General features: G+C 35.6%; 15 protein-coding genes. 4 read left to right on the top strand and 11 right to left on the bottom strand.

Features of this window, described 5'->3' with window-relative positions; all coding sequences use genetic code 11:
• Positions 1-127 precede the first annotated feature (127 nt).
• The 3 genes from CXF59_RS13410 (at position 128) to bioB (ending at position 3329) form a co-directional block, all read left to right on the top strand.
• Positions 128-1057 (top strand): bifunctional riboflavin kinase/FAD synthetase, encoded by a 930-nt coding sequence (locus CXF59_RS13410; RefSeq protein ID WP_101138257.1) that lies wholly within the window; start codon positions 128-130, stop codon positions 1055-1057.
• A 116-nt stretch (positions 1058-1173) separates the two neighbouring features.
• Positions 1174-1611, top strand: coding sequence for a hypothetical protein (locus CXF59_RS13405; protein WP_101138256.1), 438 nt, complete (start codon positions 1174-1176; stop codon positions 1609-1611).
• Positions 1612-2243: 632 nt separating this feature from the next.
• Positions 2244-3329 (top strand): biotin synthase BioB, encoded by a 1086-nt coding sequence (gene bioB / locus CXF59_RS13395; protein ID WP_101138255.1) that lies wholly within the window; start codon positions 2244-2246, stop codon positions 3327-3329.
• A gap of 74 nt (positions 3330-3403) precedes the next feature.
• On the opposite strand, the gene CXF59_RS15510 is transcribed toward bioB, so the two are convergent.
• The 9 genes from CXF59_RS15510 to CXF59_RS13380 form a co-directional block, all read right to left on the bottom strand.
• The gene (locus CXF59_RS15510; RefSeq protein WP_232758879.1) at positions 3404-4768 is read right to left on the bottom strand and encodes a hypothetical protein; all 1365 of its coding nucleotides are present in this window, start codon (positions 4766-4768) and stop codon (positions 3404-3406) included.
• 18 nt (positions 4769-4786) lie between these two features.
• On the bottom strand, positions 4787-5269 hold the full coding sequence (locus CXF59_RS15505) for a delta-60 repeat domain-containing protein (protein WP_232758878.1): 483 nt from the start codon (positions 5267-5269) through the stop codon (positions 4787-4789).
• Positions 5254-5340: a hypothetical protein gene (locus CXF59_RS15795; protein WP_369828580.1), complete on the bottom strand. Its 87-nt coding sequence runs from the start codon at positions 5338-5340 to the stop codon at positions 5254-5256. Before CXF59_RS15795 ends, CXF59_RS15505 begins: the two co-directional genes overlap by 16 nt.
• 128 nt (positions 5341-5468) lie before the next feature.
• The gene (locus tag CXF59_RS15500) at positions 5469-5687 is read right to left on the bottom strand and encodes a delta-60 repeat domain-containing protein (protein ID WP_232758876.1); all 219 of its coding nucleotides are present in this window, start codon (positions 5685-5687) and stop codon (positions 5469-5471) included.
• A gap of 46 nt (positions 5688-5733) precedes the next feature.
• Positions 5734-6597, bottom strand: coding sequence for a delta-60 repeat domain-containing protein (locus tag CXF59_RS15495; protein WP_232758874.1), 864 nt, complete (start codon positions 6595-6597; stop codon positions 5734-5736).
• 31 nt (positions 6598-6628) lie between these two features.
• Positions 6629-7261, bottom strand: a complete 633-nt coding sequence (locus tag CXF59_RS15490) for a delta-60 repeat domain-containing protein (RefSeq protein WP_232758872.1) — start codon at positions 7259-7261, stop codon at positions 6629-6631.
• 374 nt (positions 7262-7635) lie between these two features.
• Positions 7636-10557, bottom strand: coding sequence for a T9SS sorting signal type C domain-containing protein (locus tag CXF59_RS13385; protein ID WP_157824584.1), 2922 nt, complete (start codon positions 10555-10557; stop codon positions 7636-7638).
• Between the two features lie 605 nt (positions 10558-11162).
• Positions 11163-11288, bottom strand: a complete 126-nt coding sequence (locus CXF59_RS15600; RefSeq protein WP_255416314.1) for a hypothetical protein — start codon at positions 11286-11288, stop codon at positions 11163-11165.
• A 192-nt stretch (positions 11289-11480) separates the two neighbouring features.
• Complete coding sequence (locus CXF59_RS13380) at positions 11481-14513, bottom strand: T9SS sorting signal type C domain-containing protein (RefSeq protein WP_101138253.1); 3033 nt, start codon at positions 14511-14513, stop codon at positions 11481-11483.
• 545 nt (positions 14514-15058) lie between these two features.
• Here CXF59_RS13380 and CXF59_RS13370 point away from each other — a divergent pair.
• Entirely contained in the window at positions 15059-15532 is a 474-nt protein-coding gene (locus CXF59_RS13370) for a regulatory protein RecX (protein WP_101138251.1), read from the top strand.
• A gap of 69 nt (positions 15533-15601) precedes the next feature.
• Here CXF59_RS13370 and CXF59_RS13365 read toward each other — a convergent pair whose 3' ends face one another.
• Entirely contained in the window at positions 15602-16753 is a 1152-nt protein-coding gene (locus CXF59_RS13365; RefSeq protein WP_101138250.1) for an aminotransferase class I/II-fold pyridoxal phosphate-dependent enzyme, read from the bottom strand.
• Between the two features lie 60 nt (positions 16754-16813).
• A complete protein-coding gene (locus CXF59_RS13360; RefSeq protein WP_101138249.1) occupies positions 16814-18634 on the bottom strand; it encodes a TonB-dependent siderophore receptor in 1821 nt (606 codons plus the stop codon).
• Between the last annotated feature and the right edge of the window lie 3 nt (positions 18635-18637).

Genomic DNA, 18637 nt, shown 5'->3' with positions numbered 1-18637 from the left:
AATTAAAGAATTTAAATCTAAAATTTAGATAAATTCTTTAATTTAAGATTTTCATCGAAAATCGATTCTATTTACTATTGCATTTCATATAGATAGTATAAATTTGCAGCACTATAAAACATTTGCTTTGAAGATTTTTCATTCTATAAAAGATTTCAGTACTACAAAGAAAACGATTCTCACCTTGGGTACTTTTGACGGTGTCCACATAGGGCATCAAAAAATTCTGGAAAATCTTATTGATAATACTGTAAACGAAAAATACGAAAGTCTTGTTCTTACTTTCTTTCCACACCCCAGAATGGTTTTACAGGAAAAATTAGAAATAAAATTACTGAACACCATCGAGGAAAAAATTCACTTATTGGAAGCAATAGGGATTCAAAACCTTGTCATACATCCTTTTGATGCGATTTTCTCCCAATTAACTGCTGAAGAATTTGTACAAACAGTTCTGGTGAATCAATTTGACATCCATAAAATAATTATCGGTCATGACCACAGATTTGGAAGAAATCGTACAGCCAACATTGACGACCTTATTGGTTTTGGAAAAAAATATGGATTTGAGGTAGAACAAATATCTGTACAAGAAATAAATGATCTTTCGGTAAGTTCGACCAAAATCAGAAATGCTATTTCAGAAGGAAATATGCCTTTGGCGAATGAATACTTAGGTTATGACTATTTTTTATCTGGAACTGTTTTCAAAGGAAAGCAGCTCGGAAGAACCATTGGATTCCCCACCGCAAACTTAAAAATAAAAGAAGACTACAAACTGATTCCCCTTAATGGTGTTTATGTGGTAAAGAGTATCATCAATCAAAAACCCATTTTTGGGATGATGAACATTGGGTTTAACCCTACTGTATCAGGAGAAAAACTATCCATAGAAATCCATTTTTTTGATTTCGATGTCAATCTCTACGACCACAAAATAACCGTTTCAATACTTAAATACCTCCGACCTGAGCAAAAATTCGATTCCGTTGATTTACTGACCGAACAATTGGAAAAAGATAAAAGTACCGCAATCACTTATCTACACCAACTTTAACTTTTATTAGAAAAAATCTTAAGCTACTTCAAATATATTCCTATATTTTTAGTAAATTTGATAGTAACCAACCTGTATTACAACATACTGCTTTTTAACCGTCAAAAATAAAATGTATGAAAATACCTAAAGAATTGTACAACGGAATTATTATTTGGATAGGAATTAGTGTTTATTTCCTAACAATGAAAGCTTTAAACCTTGCGGATTTATTCTATCTCAGAGCGCTAAATATTCTCTTTATTTACTATGGCGCAAACAGAATGTTAAAAAGCAATTACAAAGAAGGGAAAACTAGTTTTCCAGCTAATGCAACCTCTGCCCTTGTGACAGCTCTTATTGGTGTGTTTATTAGTATTATTGGATTAGTATTTTACAGTTACCTTCAGGGTGGTGATAAATATATCGAATCACTTTCGGCCTCATTTTTATTTGGTGGAGACCCAACTGTCGTAACCTACGGTATTTCCTTACTCTTTGAAGGTATAGTATCTGCAGTAATCGTAACTTACACTTTAATGTTATTTTGGAAAAAGCGTTATCCTTCTGACTAGTGACAAGCAAAAATCAACAGCATTATTTCTTTTTATGAAGTTTCGAAAAAATGACCGTAAACGAGAAATTTATTAGATTTGATTTATATTTTTAACAGCTGACAAGATGAAATCACTTAAAGAATTTGTGAATGGTTGTATTATTTTTGCTGCGACGAGAGCTTTTTTTTTACTAATGACTACTGTAGGTTAAGGCCATTTGTTCTGTTTACGCCTAATTCATGTGTTTTTTGTGGAGTCAATAAAACCAATAAAATGAATGTAGCTGAAGGTGAAAAAAATTTGTCCCTAATAGTGTTGCGACACCACTAACTTCGCTTGTTGGTCTGTTTTTGAGTATTATAAGTCAAATGATTTACAGTTATTTATAAGGAGGCGATTCTTATGTTACATCGCTTTCAGAAACATTTTTTTGGGGGAACCCTTCTATTTTTGCTTATTCTATTTCTCTATCCTTTGAAGGAATAGCATCTTCTGTAATCGTTGCCATGCTACTAATGCTATATTGGAACAACCGACTCACCTCTGACTAAATCTCAATTCTACATTATTTACCGTTGGCTACTTAAAGTATATTGCATTGCTTCATTAGAAGAATTTGAGTACTTTTAAAACATTAAAAAACCGAATCTATGAGCACCACTAGACATAATTGGACAAAAGAAGAAATTATTGCAATATATAATAAACCGATGATGGATTTGCTGTATATAGCAGCCTCCATACATAGAGAACACCATGACCCAAACGTGGTTCAGGTATCCACTTTATTGTCTATAAAAACTGGCGGTTGTCCAGAAGATTTTGGCTACTGTCCGCAAGCAGCAAGATACCATACCTCGGTTGAAGGGAATGACTTGATGTCTGTTAATCAAGTAAAAGCGCAGGCTTTGAGAGCAAAAGAAAGTGGCTCCTCTAGGGTTTGTATGGGAGCAGCTTGGAGAAATGTAAAAGACGGTCCTGAATTTGATCAAGTCTTAGAAATAGTTCGAACAATCAATAAACTCGAAATGGAAGTTTGTTGCACGCTTGGAATGATTACCGAAAATCAAGCCCATCGTTTAGCCGAAGCAGGTTTATATGCTTACAACCATAATTTAGACACTTCTGAGGAATATTATAAAGAAGTAATTTCAACTCGTGGATTTGAAGACCGTTTACAAACAATAGAAAATGTTCGTAAAACGAATGTTACGGTTTGCAGCGGTGGAATAATAGGAATGGGAGAAAGTATTGAGGACAGAGCAGGAATGCTAGTGGCTCTTTCAACATTAAATCCTCAACCGGAATCTGTACCTATTAACGCTTGGGTCCCCGTTGAAGGGACCCCGATGGAAGAAGAAAAACCAGTCGAAATATGGGAAATGATCCGCATGGTCGCCACATCCCGAATTATCATGCCTGAAACTAAGGTGCGTTTATCCGCCGGACGAATAAACATGAGTCGCGAAGGTCAGGCAATGTGCTTTTTTGCTGGTGCAAATTCTATTTTTGCTGGAGACAAATTATTGACTACTCCAAACCCAGACGTAAATGAAGACATGAAAATGTTTGAAATGTTGGGTTTAAACCCACAAAAACCATTTACTAAAGTTTCTCAACCAGCAACAGTTGAAGCTGCAAATTCTCAATTTACTACACTTGGAGAAAAACCAAAATGGTCGAGACCAGGTCACACTATTGAGAAAAACCTTGAAGCATCAGGTAAAAGAAAATAATATTTTACAGTTATAAAAATCCCATTCACCGCAGCGAATGGGATTTTTTTTAACCATGAAAATAAAACTACCTTTTAGAAGATTACTTTTTTAGAAATCACCTCACCATTAGTTAGAGAGACCTTCACTATTCCTATTTGATCCTTCAAGAAAGCAATTGATGCCTGGAATACTGTATCATTTATAGCCTCTTTTTCAAATACTTTTTTTCCAAGCATATAAAAAATAACAACCTGTTTTATATTTTCCGATTCCGATTTAATTTTCAATTCCTTCTTCTCTTTAAAAATTAAAACTCCATTCCCTGTTCGTTCAAAATCAGAAGCACCCAGAGTACCACTGGTATAGCGCAACACAAAACGAGTGTCATAAGTGCCTTTCTGAGTGAAAAAATGATACGAAGACTGTTTTAAATTATGAGTCGAACTGTTCAGTTTATCATCTATATATATATCCTGCCCCTTTAAGTCGCCGTCAACCTCATCGATATCAATGGTATAATTCCCATCCACTGTTGTTTTGTATCCTAGAGTTATCTCATCTTGATCATTAAAAAGCAAACCTTTAGCTTGTATCACTAAGTTCTTCTCTCCACAAATACTATAAAAATCTATGTATTTATTGGCATTAATAGTAGTTCCATCTAAAAAAGGGTCATACGCATCTGTTGCTCCTGTCATATACCCCACTAACACTTGTTTAAATGCGCCTTCAGTATTATATATATTTAACCAAAATCGATGCTTTTCAATAGCGTTCAACTCTGTAGACTTTTGCGAATTGTTCATTTTGTAAAAATTACTATTTTGCCCCACAAGCCGCATTTTATCATTAAATTTTGCAATCCCCCCTCCACTAGCAGCTGCTATAAAAAAAGACTGACCAGAAGCCACTTTACCATCTGGTCTGAAATTATTAACACCAATATTTTTTGAGGGACTTGTACCTACCTCTCCTAATAAATTATAAACAGCATAATCATCTGAAGTATACATATTATTTGTAATAGGCGTATTATGTGACCATAGATATATTGTCCCTTTTAGTAAAGCGGCATTTTCCTTTAAAAAAACATCTATATCAATGGCTGAAGGATATGGATTTCCTACCAAATTAAAACTTGCTGCAGGTCCAAGAAGCACTATCTTTTCGCCATTATTGGGAATCCCCGTAAAACTAGCCTCATAAATAGTTCTAGTTGTTGCAGAGAAACTTTCTGGTCCTCGAATAATATACTCTTTGGCGGCAACCATAATTTTACTGGGAGCTTCAACAAGCCAATTATCTGAACTTGAATTAAAAGAATAGAATTTACCTGAAAGTGTTTTAGGTGATGTATTATACAATGATTGATTTGCCACCGGAGAAGACCAATACGTATAATCATATTTCAAAATGGGTGTTGTCTTTCTTGTAAGCTGAATAGTTCCCGTGTTCACTATCTCATCATCTGACTGCTAAAGGACTGCATTGCTTTCTAAGACTAAGGTTCCAGAACCCGAATAATCAAACACTAAAGATAACGAATTACTTCCCGGAATAGTTACTGTCTTACCTGATGCGACTACACATGAACAAGCTTTAGAGGTGGGTAAACCCTCTAAATTATCGTTAAACACGAGCGTTTTATCAACCGATGGAGATCCATTATCCCAAACAGAACCGTCCCAAACGGAACTGTTTATACATAATTTAATACGGGCAACACGGTGCTTAGACACTCCTAAAACCGAATTAAAATTCCCTCCAATTATCACTTTGTTATCTGCCCTAAAACAACTACTAAATACAGTACTATTTAAAGCCAAAGAGAAAGTGGTGTCGTATATTCCATTATTCACCAAACGGGCCATTCTCTTAACCAAAATACCGCTGTAGTCACCTGAGAACGTACCCCCGAATAAAATTCGATTATCAGCTTGCACTAAAAGAGAACGCACTTCCCATTACTTAAACCAGTGCCCATAGCAAAAGAACTGTCTAAAGATCCATTCGTATTTAATCTTAAGATACGTTTGCGCTACTGTTCCCATAATTTAAAAAAATCCCACCACCAATTAGTTTACTATCGGACTGTACTGCTAATGCATAAACATTTTTATCAAAGCCAGCACCTACAGAAAAACCTCTGTCCAAACTTCAGTCCGGATTCAGACGAGCAAGCCTATTATCACTAATTCCATTAAAGTTGGAGAAACGTCCACCAACTACAATTTTACCATCTGATTGCACTAAAACAGCTTCCACTATTCCATCTGCACCCAAGCCCACATTAAAACTGGTGTCAAGGTCACCGCTAGGCAATAACCGAAAAAACCTATTGGCTACAACAACGTTATACAAAGTGAAATTTCCCACAACAATTATTCTTCCGTCTGCTTGGATTGCGAGATCATAGATCTGATTATTCGCCGCTGTTCCAATCGTAAACGTAGCATCCTACGGCACTATCAGCTAATACTCTTGTAATCCTATTTGCAATTATTCCATTATAACTGGTAAAACTTCCCGCTATAACTATTTTCCCGTCTTGTTGAATAACCGCACTTATCACAATATTATTAGCACCTGCAACAGTAAAATTAAATGTGCGATCCAATGTTCCGTCCTCAAGTAAACGGGCGATCCGTGGCGAATTCACTCCATTAAAACGAGTAAAACCTCCAAAAGTCATCGATTTATTATCAGCCAAAGCAATTAGTTCATAAACTGCATTATCAGAACCAACCCCGGGAGTGAGGTAAGCTATATCAAGTGTTCCATCAGGATCTAATTTTGCCAATCTTCCCTGATTTTGAGATTCGAAGATAGAAAAAGAACCTCCTATGAACCAAGACCCATCTAATGCATATTCTATAGTATATACGGCAGCACTTGAAGGTCCGGAACCAATATCAAAGCCTATAACAATTACCCCATTACTATCTAACAGCACTAACCTATTGACATCTGAACCATTGTATTTTTGACTAAAAGCCCCACCAAGCATAATAGAACCGTTAGAAGCTACTTTGATCACGTTTACTCCACCAGTACTAAAACCATTTCCCGACACAAAAGACAAATCGACTGATCCATTGCTGTTTAGCCTTATGATTCTATTAGCAATCTTTCCGTTATAAGCCGTAAAAACTCCACCCAGTAAAATTTTCCCGTCAGCCTGAAGGAATAATGCGGTTGTATGATCATTAAAACCAATACCTGTGATAAAAGAAGTATCAATACTTCCGTTTGGATTGAGTCTGATTATCTTATTACACAACACCATAAAACGTATCAAAGGAGCCCGCTAGAATTATTTAACCAGCCGTTTGTACTTTAACCTCGCCCACAAGTCCGCTTGCCCCCGATCCAATCGCAAAAGTAGAATCGAGACTTCCATCAGGCAAAATTCGTACGACCCTGTTCGCATTTGTTGTATTGTATTTTGTAAAACTCCCTACAACAATGGTTTTTCCGTCTGACTGCTGTGCCGTTGCGTATACAATATTATTAGTAACGCCTAAACCCGTGCTAAAAGAAGTATCACTAGAACCATTACTATTGAGTCGTATCAATCTCCCTACTGCGATACCATTATAGCTTGTAAAAGAGCCTCCAACAATGATTTTACCATCGGGTTGTATTAAGGTACTATACACTTTACCGTTAAAACCACTTCCTAAATTAAACGAGGCATCAACCGTACCATCTGGTTTTAATCTACTTAAATACGGCAATGAAATACCATTAAAGTATAAATAATCTCCCTCTACAATGAGATCCCCATCAGCTTGTAAAGCTACAGTCCTAACTATATTATCAAAACCATCTCCTTGAAGTCCATCATCAACCGTATTAAATGTAACATCTAATACACCTTGCTGTGCCATAATACTTCCTAAAAAAAGAAAACATATCAAAAGCAAATAACAACGTAGTTTTGAATTCATATTGAAAAGGCATTAAAGATTAATACTGAGAAAAGACATTTTTTAAACTAAGAAAACTGCTTTTAATTTCTTTAACTCAGTATTTACTGAACTAGCCATTTACAAACAATCTCTTATAAAACTATTCTTAATATTCTCTCTCCACATTACCCACTTTCAGTGATTTTTAAACCATAAAACACTGACTTTAAACATATACCGAAAAACACCATTAGCTATTTGAGAAAGTATAATATATAGCAAAAAACAAGCTTTGTTTTAAATCTATGAACCCAATAAGAAAAATTGTTCCACTACATATCATGCTTCCAAAAAAAACACCTCATTATACAATTGTATAATGGGGTGTTTTAAAAAAAGTTTAATTGATATGTTTAAAATAAAACCTTCTTAGTAACAACTATATTATTTTGCAATAAAACCTTTACAATTAAAACCTGATTACTAGATTCTAAGTTACTCATGATAAATTCATTTTTATCTATTTTAGATTTTGAGAAAATCTGCTTCCCTGTTATATCATAAACAAATACCTTGTCTATATAATTTACTAAAGCATTGATTTTAATTTCTCTATTTTTATTAGAAATTAAGACACCATAATTCAAATCTTTAAAGTCATCTGTAACAAGAGTTTTGTTAGTATAACTCAATACAAAACGATCGTTATATGTCCCTTTTTCGGTGGTAAAAGTATAAGGCGCTAGACTTAAGTCTTGGGTTTTACCCAATAGTTTATCTTCTAAATAAATTATCTTATTGACAAGTAAACCATCCGTTTCATCGATAGCTATTTTAAATTCTCCAACAATAGTCGTCTTATAACCCAATGGTACCTTATCATTATCATCAAACGGTAAGGCTCTTCCCTGGATAACAAAATTTTTATCCTTACTTGTACTATAAAAATCAATATAAGTATTACCATCAAAGCTGATTCCATCATAGACATTATCGTACTCATTTGTTGCGCCGGTAATATAGCCAATCAAGGTTTGTTTAAAAGCCCCACCAGTGTTTGTTAAATTTAACCATACCCTAGTTTTCTCAATAGTATTACTAGTTTTCGAATTTGACTTTATTTTAAAAAACTGTGAATTATCTAGAGGCGTATCATCGGCACCTACTCGCATAGAATTTTTAAATACCGCCTTTTTACCAGATGCTATACTAGTTGCAAAAAAGGCCTGTCCAGCTGCAATTTTACCCGTAGGCTTATATCTAATTTCACCAACATTGTTATCACTTTTTGCTTTTGTACCTTTTTCTACACCAACACCACCAGTTATGTTGTACGAAGCATAATCATCCGACGTATAAGCTAAATCTCCAGAGCCGGCAGTTCCTGCAGGAAGTTCATCTCTTAACGTTATAGGAGTAATATGAGTCCAGAAATAAATAGTTCCTCCTAGCACTAACTTATTATTATCCTCCAATAAAAACTTATCCGCATCTATAGCTGAAGGATATGGGTTCCCTATTAAATTAAAACTATCCTTATCACCTATGCTGATATCCTTAATCCCATTATTAGGGATGCCAGTAAAAGTTTTCGTAAAATTACCAGCTACATCCCGTCTTATTGTATACCCTTGGCAAATCTGCATATCAAGTAGTCCAGGCACCCTCCAGCTATTTAACTTTGCGTTCCACAAATATTTAATAGTTGAAGAGAAGTCAGCCAATTTTTGACCTCGTACGGGAGTAGACCAGTAAACATAATCTTTCGCTTTAATTCCAGTGACCGCTCGATTATAAGTTATATTACCTGAATTGTCAGCAGCATCATTTACCTGTACTAAACTGGCGTTATTTTTGAAAATAAGAGATCCACCAGAAACTACCATATCATTGGTAATTGTGATGGACTTTCCATTTGGGATAACAACTGTTCCCGCTTTTACTTCGCAAGCACAGCCTTCCACATCTACATTTTCACTGTAATTCCCTTCAAAAACAAGTACTTTATTAATCGTTGGAGGACCATTTGTCCATTCTGTCCCGTCCCAAATTGCAGAAACTGGAGCTACAATTTCTATATTGGCTGATGGTACCGACTCGCAATCATCAACTCTAACGGTGAAATTATACGTTCCAGCAACCAGCCCATCAATAGACATCGTAGTTCCTGAGCCACCTGTTACTACATCACCTGGACTTCTTGTTAGTGTCCAGGTCCCTGCTGGCAATCCACTTAAAAAAACACTACCTGTTGGCTGGACGCAAGTTGGCTGGACGATATCTCCCAGCGCAAATGTTGGCGCTGAATTACTTACTATCGTTACTTTAACAGAAGGCGATATTAAGTTGGCACATCCGTTTTCTGATTTTGAGTATTTTATTCTGTACCATGTAGTACCATCAATAAAACCTGGTGAATAAGTATTGCTTGTTGCTTCTCCTATATCTGTAAATCCTAATCCTCCATTAGTGGTGCTTTTTTGCCACTGATACGAACTAATTGCACTATTACTACTAAAAATTAATGGCGCGACTGATTGATCAGCACACAAGCTCTGATTGCTTGGCGAAATCGATGACGTATTATTTTCACAAGAAATAGAACCACTCGAACACGGACCTGTAGTACAGTTATTTGTTGAATCACCTACTGTTGAGCTACCAGTTGTAGTAATTGTTCCTGTAGTTTGAAAAACTCCACTCCCATCCACTTGGACGTTTCCGACAGTAGCGTTATAATTACCATTAATTTGGACGTATCCAGCAACATCAAATCCTCCTCCTTTGCCATTATTGTTATCTGTTACATTTCCATTTACTTCTAAAGTTCCATTAATAGTGATGCTTGTTCCATTGTCTATAGTTAAAGTACCCGTTATAAGAGTTGAACCGTCGGTAACAGTCAAAACAGAATTATCTAAAAAGGCCTCGCCACCAAAAGTTGTTGTGCTATTATTTGCTATTATTAATACTCCACCCGAAGTCATAGCTGTTAGTTGACGACTACTTCCATCATCAGTTACATTTGAATTAAAAGTATATTCTCCTGTACCAATTGTGAGGTTTACATCTAAAATAATAGCATGATTAACAGTTACAATATCGTTTGGACCCGGCACTACTCCGCCCGCCCATGTTGAAGATGATGACCAATTCCCCGAAGTTAGCGTTGTAATTGTCTGCGCAAAACAAGTACCATGCATCAAAATTAAAAAAATGACGAAAGCTGTTTTTTTAGCAGCATTACCTAAAATAAAAAAAACTTTAAAATTTTTTATTTTTGAGAAAATTAAATTGATGATAAATATCGTAGTTTTAGCGTAATATTGCTTCATAAAAAAATTGACTAAGTTGTTACCCATCCTCAATCAGTACTTACCTGCTTCGGAAAATTATACTATTGACGAAATTGCAAATTAAACAAGCAAAATAGGACTTTGAAATAAAATCGTTAAACGGCAGATATATCGGCTATAAAGCACACATAACATCAATTTCGAAAGTTTTTGTATTATATTTTTCGTACTTATTAAAAAAGAATTCACGAAAAACAATTTCTAAATGCTAAATTCTAAAGTTTAGATAAAAGCAAGCAAACCCAAAAAAAACCGCCACGTTACTCCGTCTGTGAAGAACGCTATAACCAAGAGCCAAAACACCGAAATTGAAGGAAATAAAAGGAGAAAAAAAGCATCATAATAAACTCCCAATCGCAAAAAAAAATTTTAAATGCAGCACAAGGCCTCAAATTTTTAAATACCAAAGCGAGGTTCATACTTTTCTCTACATGAAAATCAGCTCGCTTCCAACAAATAATTACCTGAATTTCGAGTTTCTAAAAATTGACAATGAAAGAAGTATATTCCATAAAAGAAGCCATCCATAAGATGGAGCATTATTGTGCTACCAGAAACGCTGTCATACTGAACTGGAACAGAAATTAAGAACCCTGAAAATGGATTCTGAAGAAACGAGTGTCATCATATTCGATCTTATCAACGATCATTTCCTCGATGAAGGTTGCTTCAGCTGCAGTTTTGCCATAGGAAAACACCGGATCAAGCATAGGGGACGAGTACGAATCGTAAATGAGCTGAAATTTAGAAACAGCAGCACCTACAACATGACCCTAGCACTAAAAAAAAATCACAGGAAGAGTATACCGCAACTTTTGACACCGTTTACTAAAGACAATGGGAGAATAAAAATCCCATTCGCGATAACGAATGGGATTTAAGGCATCTCTATTTTTAAGTTTCTAATAAATGATCTTTTTAGAAATTGTTGTTCCGTTTATCAGGAAAACCTTTACGATAAAAACCTGCTCTGATGCATTTATACCTGAAAGTATCAATTCCGTATTTTCAATCTTCTTCTTTTCCTTAATTAATTTTCCCGAAACATCATAGACCATCACTTTATCGATCAGTTCCACTTTAGACTGTATTTTGATTTCCTTGTTTTTACTTGATATTACCACACCGCTCTTTTCAGTTTCAAAGTCATCTGTCGCTAAGGTTTTGCTAGTATAACTCAGTACAAAACGATCGTTATATGTCCCTTTTTCGGTGGTAAAAGTATAAGGCGCCAGACTTAAGTCTTGGGTTTTATCCAATAGTTTATCTTCTAAATAAATTTTCTTATTGACAAGAAAACCATCCACTTCATCGATAGCTATTTTAAATTCTCCTACAATAGTTGTTTTGTAACCTAAAGGGACGATATCATTACCATCAAACGGCAAGGCTCTTCCCTGGATAGCATAGTTTTTACTGTTTTGTACACTATAGAAATCAATGTAGGCATTACCATTGAAGCTGACTCCGTCATAGACATTATCATACTCATTTGTTGCGCCTTTAATATAACCAATCAGAGTTTGCTTGAAAGCTCCCTGAGTATTTGTTAAATTAAGCCACAGCCTGTTTTTCTCAATAGTATTACTGGTTTTTGAATTTGAGTTTATTTTAAAAAACTGTGAATTATCCAGAATATCTCCCGCCTTATCTAGTCGCATAATATTCTCAAATACTGCCTGTTTACCCGATGCTATACTAGTTGCAAAAAAGGCCTGTCCAGCTGCAATTTTACCAGACGGAACGCGATCTAATATGTCGTTAGCTGCTTCGTAAGTCTTAAGCCCTCCTGTACTGTTCCATGCTGCATAATCATCTGATGTATAAGCCAAATCACCTGAGCCTGCTGTCAGTAGAATATTTATTCTTGCCTGGATTGCCGTACTATGCGTCCAGAAATAAATAGTACCTCCCAAAACTCCGCTGTTGGTATCTAAAAACTGGCTCGCATCCAAAGCCGAAGGATAAGGGTTGCCTATTAAATTAAAACTACCAATATCACCTATGGAGAATTTAATACTCCCATTATTAGGGATGCCCGTAAAAGTTCCCGTAAAATTACCAACTTCATCCCGTCTTATTACATACCCTTGGCCAATCTGCATATCAAGTAGTCCAGGCACCCTCCAGTTATTTAACGTTGCGTTCCACAAATATTTAATAGTTGAAGAGAAATCAGCCAGTTTCTGACCTCGTACCGGAGTAGACCAGTAAACATAATCTTTCGCTTTAATTCCAGTGACCGCTCGATTATAAATTATATTCCCCGTGTTTTGTGTCAATGCATTATTTGGATCAGGGTTATTAACCTGGACCAGGCTTGCTGAATTTTTAAATTCTAATATACCTGCGGCTTTCGTTGCAGTTGAAGCCGCAACAGTAACTTGATTCTGTGTTTTCAATGTATGCCCTGAGTAAAAAACAACTTTTACACCCGCATTTACTTGACAAGAACAACCTTCTAGTACCACTTTGTTAACCTCTAGATTTGCTGTAGAATCGTAATTCGATGCAAATTCAATCACTTGAGAACTAGTTGGTGAGCTGCCAGTAGACCATACATCATTCCAGGTATTAGTAATAGCAGGAGAAGTATTGATTGTAACATTAGTAGGAGTTGAGATACATCCTGCAGCATTTTTAACCGTAACGGAATAAGCTCCAGCAGCCACATTAGTAAATGTTCCAGTAGTGTTAGTATAAGTTGCACCGTCAATACTATAGGTGATTCCAGTTCCAGCAGGAGCAGTCACCGTTATCGCTCCGGTAGGTTCCGCACACGTAGGGTTTACTTGAGTAAACGCAGGTGCAGTTGGTGTTGGATTAACAGTTATACGTGCCGTTGCGTCCCCAAAACCTGCTGTCCTTATACAACCAACTGCATTTGTTATCGATATTAGTGTATAATTAGTTGTTATTATTGGATTGACAGCAACATTAAAAGGTGTTAAGGAAGCAGTTTGGATATTTGCCGTCCAGTTAGTAGTCCCATCTGTATATACTATAGTATAGGGCCCTCTAAAATCTGTATTATCAGGGTTAAATTTTAGTGTTCCTTGACTACCATTACAAATGGTTTCACCAGTAAAACCATTTAAAACATTATTAGGTACTGGATTCACCGTTACCGTAACCGCTTTCCTTACCGTTGTGTAAGCTAAAGTTCGATTTGTAGCTGCATATGTGGCAGAAACATAATATGTTTTTGTCGTAGTAATTGTACCAGTATTATAAATACTATTATTTCCACTTAGCAAAACTGTTCCGCCACTTGGCACATCATACCAATTAAAAGAAGCCCCATCAGAAGGCGATGCTGTTCCTGTGATTTTAGAACTCTCTGAACCGCAAATTGAGCTAGGCATTGCTGTAGCTGTAATTGGGCTATATCCTCCTTGATTTACTAAATTCACAAAACTACTTTGAGCTCCCGCCCCTTGTCCAGTGCAACTTGACACTACAAGGTCTCCTATTCTTATTCGATCTGAACTACTACAAGCATTATCATCAGTAATAGGAAGTAATGTCCCACTTCCATTAAATGTAATTGAAGACCCTGCAGCAAGTGTTAGGTCATAATTTTGGATTCTAAAATCAATGTTAGAACTATTATTGATAATTAATTGAATAGGGCCTAAACAAGTTAAGTCTAAATTATCGTTCATCAATAAACTCGAACCAGCAGACCCATCACCAACAATTATTACTTTTGTACCTGCAGTCTTGAGCGTACTGCAACTTAAAGTAGATGCACTTATATTTCCAGTAATTGTATAAGTTTGAGCCAAAACTACAGCCTGAAAAAAAAATAATAAAAAAGCAAAAAAAATCTTTTTACCAAAATTCCCAAAACCACAAAAATCCCAAAAACTTTTTATTTTAGAGAAAACTAAACTGATGACAAACATCGTATTGTTGGTGTAATATTGCTTCATAAAAAAAAGTAATTAACTTGTAAACCATCCTCAACCGGCACTTACCGTCGTAGGACAATTACGTTCCGAAAGCAAAACAAATTGAAAAACAAATGCAAAAAATACGGCTTCCCACAAAAGTCGTTAAACGGCAGATATTTCCGTTACAAAGCGCTTGTACTATTTATTTTGAAAGTTTTTGTGTCAGATTTTTCGTATTTATTAAAAAAGAATTTACGAAAAACAATTTACAAATACTAAATTCTCAAATTCAGATAAAAGGAAGCAAACCTAAAAGAAACCGCCGAGTTAGTCCGTCCGCGAAGAACGCTATAACCAAGAGCCAAAACACCGAAATTGGCGGAAATAAAAGGAGAAGAAATAAGCATCATAATAAACTCCCAATCGCAAAAAAACTTTCCATTGCAGCACAAGGCCTCAAATTTTTAAATTCCATAGCTACTTTCATACTTTTCTGTACATGAAAATATACCTGCATCCACCCAATCTCTTACTTTGAACGAAAATCAACGAGCTACCAACAAATAATTACCTAAATTTCGGAAATGAAAGAAGTGTATTCCATAAAAGAAGCCATCAGTAAAATAGAGCATTATTGCGCTTATCAGGAACGCTGCCATACTGAAGTGGAACAAAAATTGAGAACCATGAAAATGGATTCTGAAGAAATTGATGAAATTATCGCCCATCTAATCGGCTCTAATTTTCTTAACGAAAGCCGGTTTGCTTGCAGTTTTGCTAGAGGAAAACACAGAATCAAACATTGGGGAAGAGTACGAATCGTAAATGAGCTGAAATTTCGTAACATCACCACCTACAACATTAACCTGGCACTAAAAGAAATCCCACAGGAAGAGTATACCGCAACTTTTGACACCGTTTCCGAAAGACAATGGGAGACTATAAGGGAAACGAATATACTAAAAAAAAGAAAGAAATTTTGTGACTATCTGCTTCGGCGCGGTTTTGAGAGCAATTTAGTCTATGAAAAAGTTAAAGAATTTGAATCTACAGAATAAATGGAACGGGGAACACACGGATATTGCGGATAAAAAAGGGCTTTTTATTTTCATAACCATACGGATCTTTTAAATCTGCGACGAAAAAATAAAAACACTCAACAATCGCAACACTTCGCTAATTTCTTCTTTAGAATTATAACTATGTAAACAAAAACGAATTCGTTCCTGCCCTTCGGGAACCGATGGCGACAGTATTGCTTTCAAATCAAATCCTTTTTCTTGCAGTTTTTGAGATATGGATGTAACATTTTCATTTCCCGGAATAATAGCCGAATGTATTGCTGATTTACCATGCACAAAAAGCGCTTTTAAACCCAACAAATTCTTTTCTTGCCTAAAATGAATGATGTTTTCCCGAAGTTGTGCTATGGTTTGTTGTTCTTTTTCTAAATGTTGGTAGGCAATTAATATTGTAGCAACGGAACGGAGCGATAGCCCTGTAGTATACTTAAAGCTTTGGGCAAAATTCACTACACAATCCCTCAAATTAACCGAACCTACAATCGCTGCTCCGGTACATCCTAAAGCACTTTCGAAAGTCATAATACGAGCAAAAATAGAGTCTTGCAAACCAAGCATTTGAACGAATCCTTCCCCTTTTAAACCAAAAACCCCCAAAGCATGTGCTTCATCAACTACTAAATAACAATGCTGCTTATCTGAAATCCGCACTAATTCTTCCAGATTGGGACAATCGCCATCCATAGAAAAAACAGATTCGGTGACGATATAAATAATCGTCTTTGGATTCCGTAAAATCAATTTTTCTACAGCTTCAAAATCGTTATGGTCGAATTTAAGGGATATGGCATCCGACCGCTGGAGTCCGTCCCGAATGGAAGCATTACACAATTCATCGTATAAAATCAAATCTCCTTCTTGAGGAACTGCACTAAAAAAACCAATAGTAGCATCGCGACCCGAATTGAAAAGTAGCGCTGTTTCCGTTTGATGGAAATTAGCAACAAAACCCTCTGTTTCCTCAAACAGCGACCGGTTCCCAGATAAAAATAGGGAACCGGTCGCTGCTTTTTCAATGCATTTATTTTTAACTAAATACTCGTCCGTAACCTTAAAAAGGATTTCTGACTGAGAAAAACCTAGGTAATCATTCGATGCGAAATCGATTAAATCGTTGGGCAAAGAGCCTTTTTTCAAAGCATCGTTCTGTTCCCCTTGATTTAGTTCCGGCTGTATTGAATTTGGTAAACATTTCATATACCGAAAATATAAAAAGTCTGTCAATAATCTGAAACTTTAAGTTTAGATTGTGATTGTCTATCTAAAGTTATATTGCACTCCAAATAACAAATTGCCTTTTGGCATAGGGACTAAATTTGTTTCTGAATACTCCGTGTTGAAAATATTGTTAGCAAACAAAGACAACTCAAAAGCATTTAAAGTATAGGAAGCACCCAAATCTACAACTGAATATGAATCTCCTGCAATTCGTTCCGAATAACGATACGAAATCGTATTGGTAAAATTTTTCAAAAATTTCATATTGTAACTCCCCACAAACTGATGCTTTAGTGAATTCAAAGAATACTGTGAGAACGTATAGGTACTTTCTTCTATATCATTCTGAATAAAAGAGTAACCAAATTGTATTTTTTGCGCAAATGAATTAAGATTAAAGCTATAAAGCAGTTGCGTTTCAAAACCTTTAGTGATAACATCTTGAATATTTTGCGCTTGCCAAGGATCCGTAACCTTCATTTTAACGTAATCAATTAAATGATTAGAATTACGATTAAATACCGCCGCAGAGAGATTAAAATTGGACATATTCCATTTCAAACCAATTTCTTGCGAAAATGCTTTCTCTGGTTCTAAATTAGTATTCCCTATCGTAGTAGGAGATTTATAATTCAAATCGGTAAAAGTGGGGATTCTGTAGGTATAACCTAAATTACCATATACCTTAACATTATCAAGCAATTGATATCCAACATCGATACCTGGAAAAGCAAAAAATTTGAAGTCAGAAAAATAAGTCACAGCTACTCCCGGCGTGATATCTAATTTTTTATTAAAAAATTCCATACGATGCTCTAAAAACAAAGTACTTAGAAAACGGTTATTATCCCCAAGGTTATTACTCGAAAGAAACACTTTAGCCGTTTCTATACCAAAGCCAGTAACACCAATATTTGACGTATACGATCCATTTAATTCTGCGGCAATTTTGTTTGAAATATGCAAATTCCTGTAAATAGACGGATTCTTTCTAATATAAATATATTCGTCTTCATTACGTCTCCAATATACCTTTGGCTTCCAAGTAAAATTACCTTTTTTAATAACCGTTGAAAAACCGACTAAACTAGCTGTTGTTTCCTCATATTGATCAATAGCTGCTGGCGAAGCATAAAAACCATTTGCACCAAATTTTTTGTCTGAAAGAGCAACCAACATCGTTATTGGCAATTTATTTTTATTAAAAAAACTCTTCAATACAAAATTTTGATTGTCGAAGTCTGTATTGTAGCGATACCCGTTCGATATGTTTTTTGAAAAATGCACAATATGATTGCTTTCATTCAAACTCACTCCAGAGGTAACAGCAGCACTAAATTGGCCATAAGAACCCGCCTGAAGACGTAATGAAGCATCATTATCAAGCGAATCCTTTGTAATTATATTTACGGCGCCGGTAAAAGCATTTTGACCAAAGACACGACTCGCAGGCCCCTTTATAATTTCAATTCTCTTAATAACTTCAATCGGCAAAGCTAAATTCATCGAGTGATGTCCAGTTTGCACATCGTCTAACTTGAATCCATCTATAAGGAGCAGCGTTTGATCAAAACTTCCACCACGTATATATAAATCAGCTTGCATACCACTAGTCCCGCGACGTCTTACATCAATACCCGCAATTTGTTGTAAAGCATCGGCAACATTTGTCACTCCGGATTTTTTTATATCTTCAGCAGTAATCAACTGAATGGTTCTGGAATTTTCTTTGAAAGGCAAATCAATCCTACTGGATGTAATAACCACTTCTTGTAAGGTATCTGTCTTTTGTTGGTTTTGTTGTGCGTTTACTATCAAAGAACAGATAAAAAAAAAGGCTAAAAAGTATTTCTTTTTCATTTA

This window comes from Flavobacterium sp. ALD4 (genome assembly GCF_002836475.1).
GTDB lineage: Bacteria > Bacteroidota > Bacteroidia > Flavobacteriales > Flavobacteriaceae > Flavobacterium.
This window is presented reverse-complemented; position numbering and strand designations above follow the sequence as displayed.

What these genes read in the sequence shown, in the direction of transcription:
- CXF59_RS13365 (WP_101138250.1), bottom strand. Translation starts at nt 16,753, where the DNA reads ATGAAATGTTTACCAAATTCAATACAGCCGGAACTAAATCAAGGGGAA.
- CXF59_RS13385 (WP_157824584.1), bottom strand. Translation starts at nt 10,557, where the DNA reads ATGAAGCAATATTACGCTAAAACTACGATATTTATCATCAATTTAATT.
- CXF59_RS13360 (WP_101138249.1), bottom strand. Translation starts at nt 18,634, where the DNA reads ATGAAAAAGAAATACTTTTTAGCCTTTTTTTTTATCTGTTCTTTGATA.
- CXF59_RS13370 (WP_101138251.1), top strand. Translation starts at nt 15,059, where the DNA reads ATGAAAGAAGTGTATTCCATAAAAGAAGCCATCAGTAAAATAGAGCAT.
- CXF59_RS13380 (WP_101138253.1), bottom strand. Translation starts at nt 14,513, where the DNA reads ATGAAGCAATATTACACCAACAATACGATGTTTGTCATCAGTTTAGTT.
- CXF59_RS13405 (WP_101138256.1), top strand. Translation starts at nt 1,174, where the DNA reads ATGAAAATACCTAAAGAATTGTACAACGGAATTATTATTTGGATAGGA.
- CXF59_RS15495 (WP_232758874.1), bottom strand. Translation starts at nt 6,597, where the DNA reads ATGGTGTTGTGTAATAAGATAATCAGACTCAATCCAAACGGAAGTATT.
- bioB (WP_101138255.1), top strand. Translation starts at nt 2,244, where the DNA reads ATGAGCACCACTAGACATAATTGGACAAAAGAAGAAATTATTGCAATA.
- CXF59_RS15490 (WP_232758872.1), bottom strand. Translation starts at nt 7,261, where the DNA reads ATGAATTCAAAACTACGTTGTTATTTGCTTTTGATATGTTTTCTTTTT.
- CXF59_RS15600 (WP_255416314.1), bottom strand. Translation starts at nt 11,288, where the DNA reads ATGCTTGATCCGGTGTTTTCCTATGGCAAAACTGCAGCTGAAGCAACC.